The sequence below is a fragment of the Erwinia sp. MMLR14_017 genome, assembly GCF_033657285.1.
Taxonomy (GTDB): domain Bacteria; phylum Pseudomonadota; class Gammaproteobacteria; order Enterobacterales; family Enterobacteriaceae; genus Erwinia.
Map to the genome: position 1 here is coordinate 143,822 of NZ_JAWVWP010000005.1, position 13,587 is coordinate 157,408.

Below are 13,587 nucleotides of genomic sequence, written 5' to 3' on the forward strand. Positions count from 1 at the left end.
ATTTGATAATAAAGAAAGGGATTTCTATAACCACTATACCAAATATGAAAAGGATGTATAGCGAGCAGAGAGGAGGAAGGGCCAGCGAGTGCTGGCCCAACAGCTTACTTTTTCGAGGTTTTGGCAGTCACTTCCCATTTGCCGTCAACGTAAAACGCCGACCAGCCTGTTGCCTTCCCGTCTTTTTCGGTGCTGACATACTGCTGTTTGGTTTTACGGCTGAAGCGAACCACCGATTTGTTACCCTCTTCGTCACTGGCTGGCGCATCGGCCAGATAACGCAGCTTCTCCGGCAGACGATCGCGGAAGCGTTGCAGCTCTTCCACCAGCGGCGCACGCGTTTCCCTGGATTTAGGGAAAGTATTGGCCGCAAGGAAGACGCCAGCTGCACCATCACGCAGGACAAAATAAGCATCCGATTTTTCACAAGCCAGTTCTGGCAGCGGAACCGGATCTTCTTTCGGTGGCGCAACGTCGCCATTACGCAGGATCTTACGGGTGTTTTTACACTCGTCGTTGGTGCAGGCCATGTACTTGCCGAAACGTCCCATTTTCAGGTGCATCTCTGAGCCACACTTTTCACACTCCACTACCGGGCCGTCATAGCCTTTAATGCGGAATTCGCCCTGCTCGATTTCATAACCATCACAGCCCGGATTGTTACCACAGACGTGCAGCTTGCGCTGATTATCGATCAGGTAACTGTCCATGGCAGTGCCACATTTCTGGCAGCGGCGACGGGCGCGCAGCGCGTTCGTCTCCGCATCATCACCCTCAAGAATATTCAACACTTCATTCTCAGGGATCAGATTGATGGTCTGCTTGCAGCGCTCTTTTGGCGGCAACGCATAGCCTGAACAGCCCAGGAAGACGCCAGTGCTTGCGGTGCGGATCCCCATTTTACGACCACAGGTTGGGCAGTCGATTGAGGTCAGGATCATCTGATTAGGCTGCATGCCGCCCTCTTCCGGATCCTTATCCGCCTGCTCCAGCTGCTGGCTGAAGTCAGCAAAGAACTTGTCCAGCACGCCTTTCCACTGCGCTTCGTTGTTCGCTACCTGGTCCAGGCTGTCTTCCATATGGGCGGTAAAGTCATAATTCATCAGCTCACGGAAGTTAGACTCCAGGCGGTCGGTCACGATTTCGCCCATCTTTTCCGCATAAAAACGACGGCTTTCCACGCGGACATAGCCACGATCCTGGATGGTCGAAATAATCGATGCGTAGGTTGAAGGACGCCCGATACCCCGTTTTTCCAGCTCACGCACCAGCGAAGCTTCGCTGAAGCGAGCCGGTGGTTTGGTAAAGTGCTGGCTTGGCTTGAGCTGCTGCAGCTTAAGCTCTTCCCCTATTTCAATCGGGGGTAAGGTGCGATCTTCATCGCCCTTACGCAGCGCAGGCATCACTTTCGTCCAGCCATCAAAACGCAGCGTGCGCCCTTTCGCCTTGAGTTTGAAATCACCGGCAGTAACCGTCAGCGTGGTAGAGTCATATTGCGCCGGCATCATCTGACAGGCGACAAACTGACGCCAGATCAGCTGATAAAGCTTCTGTGCATCGGCTTCCATATCCTTTAACTGCTCGGCCTGGATAGCGACGTCAGAAGGACGAATCGCTTCGTGCGCTTCCTGAGAATTATCTTTGCTGGTGTAAACGTTGGCGGCTTTTGGCAGATATTTGGTGCCAAACTCGCTTTCGATATAACCCCGTACCATGCCGACCGCATCCTGGCTCAGATTGGTAGAGTCAGTACGCATATAAGTGATGTGTCCAGCCTCATAGAGACGCTGCGCCATCATCATGGTTTTCTTCACGCCGTAGCCCAGACGCGTACTCGCCGCCTGCTGCAACGTGGAGGTAATAAAAGGTGCGCCCGGCTTGCTGCTGGTTGGCTTATCTTCGCGATCGGCCACCACATAGCGGGCTTTTTCCAGCAGGCTGACTGCTGCATGAGTCTGGTCGCCATTAACCGGACGGAACGGTTTGTCATGCTGATGCGTGACTTCCATAGGCAGGCCGATGCCTTTTGGCGTGTTCAGATCGGCATGCAGTTCCCAGTACTCTTCAGGCACAAAGGCTTTGATTTCGCGCTCACGTTCCACTACCAGCCGCACAGCGACGGACTGAACACGTCCAGCGGAAAGGCCGCGGGCAATCTTTTTCCACAGCAGCGGTGAGACCATATAGCCCACCACGCGGTCCATGAAACGGCGTGCCTGTTGCGCGTTGACGCGGTTGATATTGAGTTCGCCCGGCTTTTCAAAAGCCTGACGAATAGCATTCTTGGTTATTTCGTTAAAGACCACGCGGCTGAAGCGTGAATCATCGCCACCGATCACTTCCCGCAGGTGCCAGGCAATGGCTTCCCCTTCGCGGTCAAGGTCCGTTGCGAGATAGATATGATCGGCGTTCTGGGCCAGAGACTTCAGCTCTGCAACCACTTTCTCTTTGCCTGGCAGAATCTGGTAGTCCGCTTCCCAACCGTGATAAGGATCGACGCCCATGCGGCTGACCAGCGCCGCCTTTTCATCTTTCTTCACTTTTTTGGCTGGTTTACTGGTTGTAGAGTCAGCGCTCTTTTTAACTGTTGATCCACTGGTCGGCAAATCCCGGATATGACCTACGCTGGACTTTACCACATAGTCATTTCCGAGATATTTATTGATTGTTTTGGCTTTTGCCGGGGACTCAACTATTACGAGAGCTTTACCCATAATTACCTTTACCTGATTAAAACATCCGAGAGTAAATTGTGCCGTTTGCCAGGGCAAGCGAGACGCGTTAACGATATGGCCACGGGGTCAGTGATTTTCAACCCGCTGGTTTACTGCCCTGTTGATGCTCCCAACTCAGAGAGCCAACTTGCTGATTAACGACACCTTTTACAACCTGTTCAGTGCATTTCAAACATTGCGTAATGCCACTTTTACGCCCGGAACCTGAAACGCCCACACTGTACCTGATAAAATCTGATACGCAACTTAATTAGCATCTGCCCGCCATTTCCGCCAGAAAGTTGGTTAAAAAGAGTTACCTGCTACATGCCCGCATTAACGCTGTGGCTTTTCCTCTGCCGGAGGTAATATACTCTTTTGCGCGCGTTTACTATAAAGGAGAGAAAACATGAATCAGACCCAGACGATAGATCGAGATAATTTACTGGCACTGGCGAATGAGATGATTGCCGACCATAAAGATTATTTCAGGGGATTAGCCGCAACGGACGTGGAGCAAAAAGGTGATCTGCTTATTTTCCGCGGAGACTATTTTCTGGATGAACAGGGCTTGCCTGGCGAAAAGAGTACGGTGGTGTTTAACGTGTTTAAATATCTGACGGTGCAACTTTCACCCAACTACACGCTTAAGAAGTAACAGCGTCCGCAGAACGGACGCTGAAAGAGTTACAGCAGAGGTTTTTCACCACGCTGCCAGAGGCGAAGCAGAAGCCGTTCTGCACCAACAGCAGCGCTTTGGGTAAAACGGTCCATCATTTTTTTACGGCGGGTATAACGCACGGAGATCACTTCGTGATTAGCCATGTGATCGATGATCAGATCGTCGCTGGTGCCAATAGCGTCAATCAGCCCTTTTTCCAGCGCCTGTGTGCCAAACCAGTGTTCGCCCGTCGCCACGCTGTCGATATCCAGCGCAGGACGCATCTGATGGACAAACTGCTTAAACAGCAGATGGGTTTCGTTCAGATCTTCGCGAAACTTTTCGCGTCCCTGGTCGGTATTTTCACCAAACAGCGTCAGCGTACGTTTGTATTCGCCAGCGGTATGCAGTTCCACATCAACATTGTTCCGCTTCAGCAGGCGGTTAAAGTTGGGGATCTGGGCGACAACGCCAATGGAGCCGATGATGGAGAAAGGCGCGGCGACGATGCGATCTGCCACACAGGCCATCATGTAGCCCCCGCTGGCCGCCACCTTATCAACGGCCACGGTCAGGCGAATACCCTTTTCGCGCAGACGCTGTAATTGCGAAGAGGCAAGGCCATAGCCGTGTACCACGCCGCCCGGACTTTCCAGACGTAGCAGCACCTCATCTTCCGGTTTTGCTACGGCCATCACGGCTGAAATCTCTTCACGCAATGAGCTGACTTCGTGGGCATCCATGCTGCCTTTAAAATCCAGCACAAAGAGTGAAGGCTTGCCGCTCTCCGGTTTTAACCCCTGCTTAGCGCGTTGTTTGGTGGCTTTCGCTTCCAGCTTATTTTTCTTCTTCTGCTCTTTGTGCCACAGTTTTTGATCCTGATGCTTCATTTTTGCAAGCATCATCTCATCTTTCATCGCCTGGTAGCGTTCACCCAGGTTGGTGAGTTTAAGCTGGCCGGATTGTGTGCGTTTACGCATCGCCAGATTGGTGATCAACACCGCAATTGCTGCAATGGCAACCACCACGGTGATGGTTTTGGCCAGAAAAAGCCCATAATAAGAGAGTAATTCCACTCATTCCGCCTTTATTTACATGATATTAGATCAGGCTGCTATTGTAGCCGAGTCGCTGGAGTACGTCGTCAGATTCCCGGCGTTAGCGCACGCTTTTACCTTTGCTGAACATTGAACTGCTCTGTAAATTAAGGCATAAAGCATATTATTGATTGCGGGCAAGGGCTTACCGGCAGGTTCGCCGTATGCCCCAGGTCCCCGCCAGAGGAGTTCACCGTGCACTATCAACCTAAAGACAACTTACTCACCGACCATATCATCCTTGTCACCGGCGCAAGCGACGGCATTGGCCGTGAGGCCGCCCTGACCTATGCCCGCTATGGCGCCCAGGTTTTGTTGCTGGGGCGTAATGCGCAAAAATTAGAGACGGTAGCGGATGAGATTGCCGCAACCGGAAAAGAGAGACCTCACTATTTTCTCCTCGATTTAGAGCAGGCCACGCCTGAGCGTTGCCGCGAGCTGGCTGAAGAGGTGGCTGCACAGGTTCCCCGCCTTGATGGCGTTTTGCACAACGCAGGATTGCTGGGTGAGATTGTAACTATGGACAAGCAGGACCCCGCCGTCTGGCAGCAGGTGATGCGGGTCAACATTGACGCCACCTTCTTTCTGACTCAGGCGCTGTTACCGCTGCTGTTGAAATCCCCTTCAGCTTCGCTGGTCTTTACCACGTCCAGTGTGGGACGTCAGGGGCGCGCGGGCTGGGGCGCTTACTCTGTATCAAAATTTGCCACTGAAGGCATGATGCAAGTGCTGGCAGATGAATATGACAGCAAGCATCTCCGGGTAAACTGCATCAATCCTGGCGGTACGCGCACAAAAATGCGTGCCAGTGCTTTTCCGGAAGAAGATGCGCATAAGCTGAAGACACCAGCGGATATTATGCCGCTCTACCTTTATCTGATGGGTGATGACAGCAAACGAAAAACGGGTATCAGTTACGATGCCCAGCCCGGACGTAAACCGGGAGCGGCAGAATAATGGCTGAAGAACGCCACCAACAGCGTCAGCAGAAGCTGAAAGAGAAGGTTGACGCCCGCATCGCTTCAGCCACGGAAGTTCGCGGTATTTTAATGGTGTTCACCGGCAACGGCAAAGGGAAAACGACTGCGGCCTTTGGCACCGCCACTCGTGCCGTGGGCCATCAGAAGCGCGCCGGGGTCATTCAGTTTATTAAAGGAGAGTGGCCCAACGGTGAACGCAATTTACTGGAACCCCTGGGCGTGGAGTTCCAGGTTATGGCTACCGGGTTTACCTGGGATACGCAAAACCGTGAAACTGATACTAAAGCCTGTCTGCAGGTCTGGCAGCATGGCAAGCGGATGTTGCAGGATGAGAGCCTTGATCTGGTGGTTCTGGATGAGCTGACTTATATGGTGAGCTTTGACTATCTGCCTCTGGCTGAGGTGATTGCCGCGCTGAAAGGCCGCCCCGCTCATCAAAGCGTGATTATCACCGGCAGAGGCTGTCATCGCGAAATCCTGGAGTTAGCAGATACCGTTACCGAAATGCGTCCGGTAAAACATGCTTTTGATGCGGGGATTCAGGCTCAGCAAGGTATTGACTGGTAATCCCCGTACGGTTATGCCTTGCAGATGGCTCAGCGTATAACCGATAAAAAAAGCCCCGGATGCGCTGCATCAGGGGCTTTTTTACTGCTGCGGAAATGCTAATCAGCCACGTTTGCTGGAAGGACGGCGAGTGCCGCTTACCTGCGAATGGCGTTTGACCGCGCGACGAATCTGATTCGCTTTGGTGCGACGGCGATCTTTCTCTACCGCCACCTTACTGGTAGTTTCAGCTGGCAGGCCAACCAGCTCACGTAAGTAGTTCGTCGGGGCCAGTTCAAGCTCCGTCCAGCCACCGCGTGGCAGCCCTTTCGGCAGCGTGATATCGCCGTAGCGGGTACGGATCAAACGGCTGACCTGCACGCCGACGGATTCCCACAGACGGCGCACCTCACGGTTACGACCTTCTGTCAGCGTTACGGTATACCACTGGTTGATCCCTTCCCCGCCGGTAAATTTCAGCGTTTTAAAAGAAGCAGGACCATCTTCCAACTGCACGCCACGGCTCAGCTGTCTGATCTTGTCATCATCAATAGCGCCGAATACACGAACCGCATATTCCCTTTCAACTTCACGGCTCGGGTGCATCAGCCGGTTTGCCAGTTCACCATCGGTGGTAAAGAGCAGCAGGCCGCAGGTATTCACATCCAGACGGCCTACGGCAATCCAGCGGGCGCCGCGCAATTTAGGCAGACGGTCAAAGACGGTTGGGCGACCTTCAGGATCGTTACGCGTACAGAGCTCGCCTTCAGGCTTGTAGTAAGCCAGAACGCGGCAGACTTCAGTGGTGGATTCCGCCACGGAGACCAGATGGCCATCTACGCGGATCTTAATAGAAGCGCTGGATTCGACGCGGTCGCCCAACGTAGCCAGCTTGCCATCCACGCTGACGCGTCCGGCAGAGATCATGGTTTCAATTTCGCGGCGGGAACCGTGCCCGGCGCGTGCTAATACTTTCTGTAATTTTTCGCTCATGGCGCTACCTCTGTGTCGCCTTCCCAGGCGTCATGCTATTCAAGTGGCCCGTGTCCGGCAGCAGAGTCTGCGGTGCCGCGCCCTGCGCGTACACCCTGGCAAATCTCTGCCCTTTTCAGGGGAAGCGCATTCTACACTAAGTTGATCTTTATTGATAACGCTATACGCACCTGCAAGCGTTAGCGGCAGCCAGTCCAGTGGCTGGGCGCACGCTTTCACGGCTTATCATCCTGTAATAAGCGCAAGCATTTTCAAAAGCAGTGATGCCACTTAACAAACATGCAGATCGGATAGTGCACCACGCTAATGATTTCCCAGAAAAAAATCAGCAATGTTACTATTTTGTTAATTAATAAACCCGCCGTCAGGAGGCTTATTATTGATGCTTATATTCCCCATTATTTCCCGCCCTCCCTGCATTTCAATTGAAAATAAAGTCAAATAGCCCATCGGGTAGCGCGGCGTGCCACCATTAAAAGTAGCGATAGTTGTTAACACCTACTTTTTGCTGGCTAACAGAATATAATTCTGCGGTAATGTAAATAAACCGTCCTGTTAACGAACTCAACAACAAATAAACAGGCTATTAAAATAGCAGGTTGACTTAATTCTGGATCATCACTTTTTTTAACAGTGAATGGCTTTTATTAATTTGCGTCGTTAATAAGTTTGTGTAGAATTCAATCAGACAATTCAGATTACTTTTAAAAAATGAATTGTTAAAAATTATTATAATTTAGTTTAAGTACATAAATATAAAAGCAGTAACATTAAGATTTATTAATTAATAAGAGGGCATGACCCCTCAAAAAAAACGCTGATCCCGTATCAGCATCGGCATTACACGTCATCTCTCCTCACCAGGGATTTACTGACGTGTCCGACAAAGCGTAACTAATATGAAAAAAATAGCGATCTTACCAGCATTAGCGGCGCTAATGTTGTCCGGCTGCTCTGTGGGTAAATATGAGTACAGCAGTGAAGCCATGAAACGGGTGGATATGAATTTCACCGGCATTCCTACCATTCTGGGCATCGGCGCGCTGGGCACCAGCATCCCTCTTACCCCGGAATACAGCCTGACGGCGGCGCATGTCGCTAAGCTCTCCGTGCAGCGCGTGAAGGCTTATCACCCCTACTGCGACCTCGCGATTATCTACCACAAGAATGATATTAAAACCCTGCCTAAATTCCGTAATGGTGATATAGGTGAACCGGTTAAAATGTACGGTTACAGTTTTATCACCGCCATGCCGGTTGAGTCTTCAGGTGTTAATCTGGCCCTTACCGGTATTCGCAATGAGTGGAATAAACGCCCCTGTGTCGCCATGGTCTCTAATGCGGGCGTGGTTAAAGGAATGTCAGGCGGCGCGGTTTATAACAAAGATGACACTATTGGTGGGGTGATTGTGGGCTTCACCAATGAAATTAAACGCCATAAAAATACAGCAGTTCCTCTTAAGGATGTCTCACTCTATATCCCTTACAATGACTTTAAAGAGTGGCTGAGCAAATCGACGACTTAAAGCAAATAAAGTCTGAAGGGAAACTAAAAAGAGGAATTATGTATCTTCTGATTTGCAGGCTCGTGGCGAAATAGATTCGCCGACGAGCCTGAGATATTTATAAGAACGGCTGAACGTCGCCCACGCCTTCGCGCACTACTTTCGGGCTGTTTTCGGTTAAATCAATAACCGTAGTAGGATGCTGCCCCAGGTAGCCGCCATGAATAATCAGATCCACCTGTTTACCTATGCTCTCCTGAATCGCTTCAGGATCGGACTCGGTAAAGTCATTGCCCGGCAGCATCAGCGAGGTGGACATCATTGGTTCATTTAACTGCTCCAGCAAAGCCAGCGCAATCGGGTTAGAAGGGACACGTAAGCCGATAGTTTTACGCTTATCGTTCATTAAACGACGTGGCACCTCTTTGGTGGCCTTCAGAATAAAGGTGTAATTGCCCGGTGTGTTGTTCTTGATCAGCCGGAACGCCGTATTATCCACGTGGGCGTAGGTAGAGAGCTCCGAGAGATCCCGGCATACCAGCGTAAAATTGTGGTTCCCATCCAGCTTCCTGATCCTGCAGATGCGTTCCATCGCATTCTTGTCTTCCAGCTTGCACCCCAGCGCGTACCCTGAATCCGTCGGGTAAACAATCACGCTGCCTTTATTCAGCAGTTCAACGGCCTGCTTGACTAGCCTTGGCTGTGGATTTTCCGGGTGTATATAGAAAAATTGACTCATAACTAACCTCTTATCTGCCGCACCCGCCAGCGGTCATGCGGGTACAATTTCCGGGTAGCGCAGCCACACGGCCTCAACGCCGCCAGGAAGCCATAATTTTTTCCCCAGCTCGATCCAGGGACAAGGCTGATGGAAATCAGAACCTTGTGATGCGGCGAGCTGATAATCCTGGGCATAACGTGCCAGCTGAGTTCGCTCATCAGGCGCCTGCTGACATTGAGCCACCTCCATCGCATCACCGCCTTCCTCGCTGAAATGGGCAATCAACCGCTTTAGCCACTTCGCGGAGAGGCCGTAGCGGCCGGGATGCGCCAGCACCGTGCGTCCGCCAGAATGATGAATCGCATCAATAGCTTGTTTAATTGTACACCACTGTGGCGGAGCGTAGCCGGTTTTGCCACGGGCGAGATATTTTTTAAACACCTTAGCCATATTGTCCGCTTTACCCTCAGCTATCAGGAAACGGGCAAAATGTCCCCTGGTAATAGCGCCGCCTTCCGCCAGAGCCAGCGCCCCTGCCAGTGCTCCCGGGATACGCGCTTTCTCCAGCCGCTCGGCAATCAGCTCTGCACGAGCCAGCCGGCGGGTGTTTTGCTCCTGCAGAAATGCGGTCAGCGCCGGATGAGTAATGTCCACGCCCAGCCCGACAATATGAATTTCATGATTTTCCCACAGCGTGGAGACTTCAACGCCAGCCATAATTTTCAGCGGAAGCTGATGCTTTGTCACGGCGTCCAAAGCCGGCTGAACCCCTGCAACCGTATCGTGGTCAGTTATTGCCAGCACGCCAACCCGATGTTCTACCGCACGCAGAACCAACTCTTCCGGCGTGAGTAAGCCATCTGAAGCGCGGGTATGGCTGTGTAAGTCATGGATGGGATAGGGATTAAGCGGGGTTGACTCTGTCAAAACGGCTCCGTCATTGAGCTATGAATGTCACAACATGATAACCAGGTTTACTTAACCCTGGGGAAAAAGAGTGTTGACTTTTTTATCACGAACCAGTTAACTAGTACGCAAGTTCACATGCAGGGGTATCGCAATCATGACGATGACGCAGACGGTAATGACAGGTTGGTGGCGCACTTCACCCTGAATGGGCGAAGGAGTCTTGCACGCAACCAGACGTTGTGCAGATACCCAGGCCCGCCGAAAGCGGGCTTTTTTTTAAGCAAAATTCAGAGAAGTGACCTCATGCAAAATGCCAAACCTACAGTGAAGTTGATTACCGGCAACGCACCCTACCGCGAGGATCCGGCTGCCGTTTTCCATCAGCTGTGCGGCGCCCGTCCGGCGACGCTGCTGCTGGAGTCCGCGGATATCGACAGCAAACGTAATCTGAAAAGCCTGCTGATTGTGGACAGCGCGTTGCGCATCAAGGCGCTGGGCAACACCGTCAGCGTGCAGGCGCTCTCTGAGAATGGGCGCGCTATTTTGCCGCTGCTTGACGCTGCGCTTCCTGCCACCGTGCAGAGCACCGTTCGTCCCGACGGCCGCGAACTGATTTTCCCGGCCAATACAGAAGTACAGGACGAAGATTCCCGACTGAAAGCCACCTCGGTTTTTGACGCTTTACGCCTTATCCCGCATCTGGTGAACAGCCCGGAAGAGGAACGTGAAGCGATGCTGCTCGGTGGCCTGTTTGCCTATGACCTGGTGGCCAGCTTTGAAGATCTGCCGCCGCTGGAGAATCAGCAACGCTGCCCGGACTACTGTTTTTATCTGGCCGAAACGCTGCTGGTGATTGACCATCAGAGCCAGACCTCTCGTCTGCAGGCCTCGCTGTTTACGCCAGCCCCAACTGAATTCCTGCGCCTGCAAAGCCGCATCGAGCAGCTGCATACGCAGATGTTACAGCCCGCGCCTTCCCTGCCGGTTCAGAAAGTAGAACAGATGGCGCTGAGCGAAAGCCAGAGCGATGAAGAGTATTGCCGCGTGGTTCGCCAGATGCAGGAAGCGATCCGCATCGGTGAGATTTTCCAGGTTGTGCCCTCACGTCGTTTCTCGCTGCCTTGCCCTTCTCCGCTGGCCGCTTATGACACGCTGAAAAACAGCAATCCAAGCCCTTACATGTTCTTTATGCAGGATCAGGATTTCAGCCTGTTTGGTGCTTCTCCGGAAAGCTCGCTGAAATATGATGCCGCCAGCCGCAAAATTGAAATCTATCCGATTGCCGGTACGCGCCCTCGTGGCCGCCATGCTGATGGGTCACTGGACCGCGATCTCGACAGCCGCATTGAGCTGGAAATGCGTACCGATCATAAGGAGCTGGCAGAGCATCTGATGCTGGTGGATCTGGCTCGTAACGATCTGGCGCGAATTTGTGAGCCAGGCAGCCGCTACGTGGCTGACCTGACTAAAGTTGACCGCTACTCCTTTGTGATGCATCTGGTCTCCCGCGTGGTGGGAACGCTGCGCAAAGACCTGGATGTGCTGCACGCCTACAGCGCCTGCATGAATATGGGCACGCTTAGCGGTGCACCGAAAGTGCGTGCCATGCAGTTGATTGCCGGTGCTGAAGGTACCCGCCGCGGCAGCTACGGCGGCGCGGTAGGCTACTTCACCGCCAGCGGCGATCTCGATACCTGCATCGTGATCCGTTCAGCTTATGTGGAGGATGGCATAGCCACAGTGCAGGCTGGTGCTGGCGTAGTGCTCGATTCTGTTCCACAGGCGGAAGCCGATGAGAGCCGCAATAAGGCCCGCGCTGTGCTGCGCGCCATTGCCACCGCTCATCACTGCAAGGAGATTTTCTGATGGCCGATATTCTGCTGCTCGACAATATTGACTCGTTTACTTACAACCTTGTTGACCAGTTACGCGCCTTTGGCCATAACGTGGTGATTTACCGCAACAACGTCCCGGCAGAGACTCTGATTGAACGCCTTCAGACGATGGAAAACCCGGTACTGATGCTTTCGCCCGGCCCCGGCGCTCCGGCGGAAGCGGGCTGCATGCCAGAGCTGCTGAAGCGCCTGCGTGGACGCCTGCCTGTCATCGGCATCTGTCTGGGCCACCAGGCGATAGTGGAAACTTACGGCGGACACGTTGGCCAGGCTGGCGAAATTCTGCATGGCAAGGCCTCTGCCATCACTCATGACGAGAGCGGCATGTTTGCCGGCCTGCCAAACCCGCTGCCGGTAGCCCGCTATCACTCGCTGGTAGGCAGCAACGTACCGGAAGAGCTGACGGTAAACGCCACCTTCAATGGCATGGTAATGGCCGTTCGTCATGACGAAGATCGGGTCTGCGGATTTCAGTTCCACCCGGAATCGATCCTGACTACCCAGGGCGCACGCCTTCTGGAACAAACCCTCGCCTGGGCGCTGGCATAATAAAAAGGAGCATGCGATGAACGCTATTCTGGAAAAACTTTACCAGGCGAAAACCCTGACACAGGCGGAGAGCCATCAGCTTTTTTCTGCCATTATTACCGGTCAGCTTGAACCCACGCAGCTGGCCGCCGCGCTGATCGCCATGAAGGTTCGCGGTGAGCGACCTGAAGAGATCGCTGGCGCAGCCACCGCTCTGCTGGAAGATGCAAAACCCTTCCCGCGCCCGGATTACGCCTTTGCCGATATCGTGGGTACCGGCGGCGATGGCAGCAACAGCATCAATATTTCAACAGCCAGCGCCTTTGTGGCCGCGGCCTGCGGGCTGAAAGTGGCGAAGCATGGTAACCGCAGCGTTTCCAGCAAGTCCGGCTCGTCCGATTTGCTGGCGGCGTTTGGCATCAGCCTGGATCTGCCTGCTGACATGGCGCGACAAGCGCTGGATGAGCTGAACGTCTGCTTCCTGTTTGCACCGCAGTATCACGCTGGCTTCCGCCATGCCATGCCGGTGCGTCAGCAGTTGAAAACCCGCACGCTGTTTAATGTGCTTGGTCCGCTGATCAACCCTGCCCGCCCGCCGCTGGCGGTGATTGGCGTCTACAGCCCGGAGCTGGTTCTGCCCATTGCTCAGACGCTGAAGGTACTGGGCTATAAGCGTGCGGCGGTGGTGCATGGCGGCGGCATGGATGAAGTGGCGCTGCACAGTGCGACCCACGTTGCCGAACTGCGCGAAGGCGAAATTACCAGCTATCAGCTGACGCCGGAAGATTTCGGCCTCGACTCTCATCCCCAGGAAGCGCTGGCTGGCGGCACGCCTGAAGAAAACCGTGACATTCTGACGCGATTACTCCAGGGTAAGGGCGAGCGCGCGCACGAAGAGGCTGTTGCCGCTAACGTCGCCCTGCTGTTGAAGATTTTTGGTCATGAAGATTTACGTGAGAACGCTCAGCAGGCCCTGCGCACCATTCGCAGCGGTCAGCCCTATGAACGCGTTGTTGCGCTTGCAGCAAGAGGATAATC

The 13,587-nt window shown here is 53.3% G+C and carries 10 protein-coding genes and 1 pseudogene; 6 read left to right on the plus strand and 5 right to left on the minus strand.

Features of this window, described 5'->3' with window-relative positions; all coding sequences use genetic code 11:
• Nucleotides 1-104 precede the first annotated feature (104 nt).
• Nucleotides 105-2,714, minus strand: a complete 2,610-nt coding sequence (gene topA / locus SD961_RS10335; protein ID WP_318790283.1) for a type I DNA topoisomerase — start codon at nucleotides 2,712-2,714, stop codon at nucleotides 105-107.
• Nucleotides 2,715-3,123: 409 nt separating this feature from the next.
• Between topA and SD961_RS10340 the strand changes: the two genes are divergently transcribed.
• Nucleotides 3,124-3,372 carry a DUF2498 family protein gene (locus SD961_RS10340; RefSeq protein WP_318790284.1) on the plus strand — a complete coding sequence of 83 codons (249 nt, stop codon included), beginning with the start codon at nucleotides 3,124-3,126 and terminating at the stop codon, nucleotides 3,370-3,372.
• A 29-nt stretch (nucleotides 3,373-3,401) separates the two neighbouring features.
• Here the strand turns inward: SD961_RS10340 and sohB are convergent, their stop codons facing one another.
• Complete coding sequence (gene sohB / locus SD961_RS10345) at nucleotides 3,402-4,451, minus strand: protease SohB (RefSeq protein ID WP_318790285.1); 1,050 nt, start codon at nucleotides 4,449-4,451, stop codon at nucleotides 3,402-3,404.
• A gap of 216 nt (nucleotides 4,452-4,667) precedes the next feature.
• On the opposite strand from sohB, the gene SD961_RS10350 reads away from it, so the two are divergent.
• Together SD961_RS10350 and cobO are read left to right on the plus strand one after the other, a co-directional pair.
• Entirely contained in the window at nucleotides 4,668-5,429 is a 762-nt protein-coding gene (locus tag SD961_RS10350; RefSeq protein WP_318790286.1) for a YciK family oxidoreductase, read from the plus strand.
• Complete coding sequence (gene cobO / locus SD961_RS10355; RefSeq protein ID WP_318790287.1) at nucleotides 5,429-6,019, plus strand: cob(I)yrinic acid a,c-diamide adenosyltransferase; 591 nt, start codon at nucleotides 5,429-5,431, stop codon at nucleotides 6,017-6,019. The genes SD961_RS10350 and cobO overlap by 1 nt, the downstream gene beginning before the upstream one ends.
• A gap of 102 nt (nucleotides 6,020-6,121) precedes the next feature.
• On the opposite strand, the gene rluB is transcribed toward cobO, so the two are convergent.
• Nucleotides 6,122-6,991 (minus strand): 23S rRNA pseudouridine(2605) synthase RluB, encoded by an 870-nt coding sequence (gene rluB / locus SD961_RS10360; RefSeq protein ID WP_318790288.1) that lies wholly within the window; start codon nucleotides 6,989-6,991, stop codon nucleotides 6,122-6,124.
• A gap of 899 nt (nucleotides 6,992-7,890) precedes the next feature.
• Here rluB and SD961_RS10365 point away from each other — a divergent pair.
• On the plus strand, nucleotides 7,891-8,517 hold the full coding sequence (locus SD961_RS10365) for a lipoprotein (protein ID WP_318790289.1): 627 nt from the start codon (nucleotides 7,891-7,893) through the stop codon (nucleotides 8,515-8,517).
• Nucleotides 8,518-8,614: 97 nt separating this feature from the next.
• On the opposite strand, the gene SD961_RS10370 is transcribed toward SD961_RS10365, so the two are convergent.
• Together SD961_RS10370 and rnm are read right to left on the minus strand one after the other, a co-directional pair.
• Complete coding sequence (locus tag SD961_RS10370) at nucleotides 8,615-9,235, minus strand: L-threonylcarbamoyladenylate synthase (protein WP_318790290.1); 621 nt, start codon at nucleotides 9,233-9,235, stop codon at nucleotides 8,615-8,617.
• A gap of 33 nt (nucleotides 9,236-9,268) precedes the next feature.
• Nucleotides 9,269-10,144, minus strand: coding sequence for an RNase RNM (gene rnm / locus SD961_RS10375; RefSeq protein ID WP_318790291.1), 876 nt, complete (start codon nucleotides 10,142-10,144; stop codon nucleotides 9,269-9,271).
• A gap of 285 nt (nucleotides 10,145-10,429) precedes the next feature.
• On the opposite strand from rnm, the gene SD961_RS10380 reads away from it, so the two are divergent.
• On the plus strand, nucleotides 10,430-11,992 hold the full coding sequence (locus SD961_RS10380; RefSeq protein ID WP_318790292.1) for an anthranilate synthase component 1: 1,563 nt from the start codon (nucleotides 10,430-10,432) through the stop codon (nucleotides 11,990-11,992).
• Nucleotides 11,992-13,585, plus strand: a pseudogene (gene trpD, locus SD961_RS10385) (bifunctional anthranilate synthase glutamate amidotransferase component TrpG/anthranilate phosphoribosyltransferase TrpD). The gene SD961_RS10380 and the pseudogene trpD overlap by 1 nt, the downstream one beginning before the upstream one ends.
• Nucleotides 13,586-13,587: the final 2 nt, after the last annotated feature.

Coding starts and splice junctions, on each gene's coding strand:
- topA (WP_318790283.1), bottom strand. CDS start 2,714: ATGGGTAAAGCTCTCGTAATAGTTGAGTCCCCGGCAAAAGCCAAAACA.
- SD961_RS10340 (WP_318790284.1), top strand. CDS start 3,124: ATGAATCAGACCCAGACGATAGATCGAGATAATTTACTGGCACTGGCG.
- cobO (WP_318790287.1), top strand. CDS start 5,429: ATGGCTGAAGAACGCCACCAACAGCGTCAGCAGAAGCTGAAAGAGAAG.
- rluB (WP_318790288.1), bottom strand. CDS start 6,991: ATGAGCGAAAAATTACAGAAAGTATTAGCACGCGCCGGGCACGGTTCC.
- SD961_RS10365 (WP_318790289.1), top strand. CDS start 7,891: ATGAAAAAAATAGCGATCTTACCAGCATTAGCGGCGCTAATGTTGTCC.
- SD961_RS10370 (WP_318790290.1), bottom strand. CDS start 9,235: ATGAGTCAATTTTTCTATATACACCCGGAAAATCCACAGCCAAGGCTA.
- SD961_RS10380 (WP_318790292.1), top strand. CDS start 10,430: ATGCAAAATGCCAAACCTACAGTGAAGTTGATTACCGGCAACGCACCC.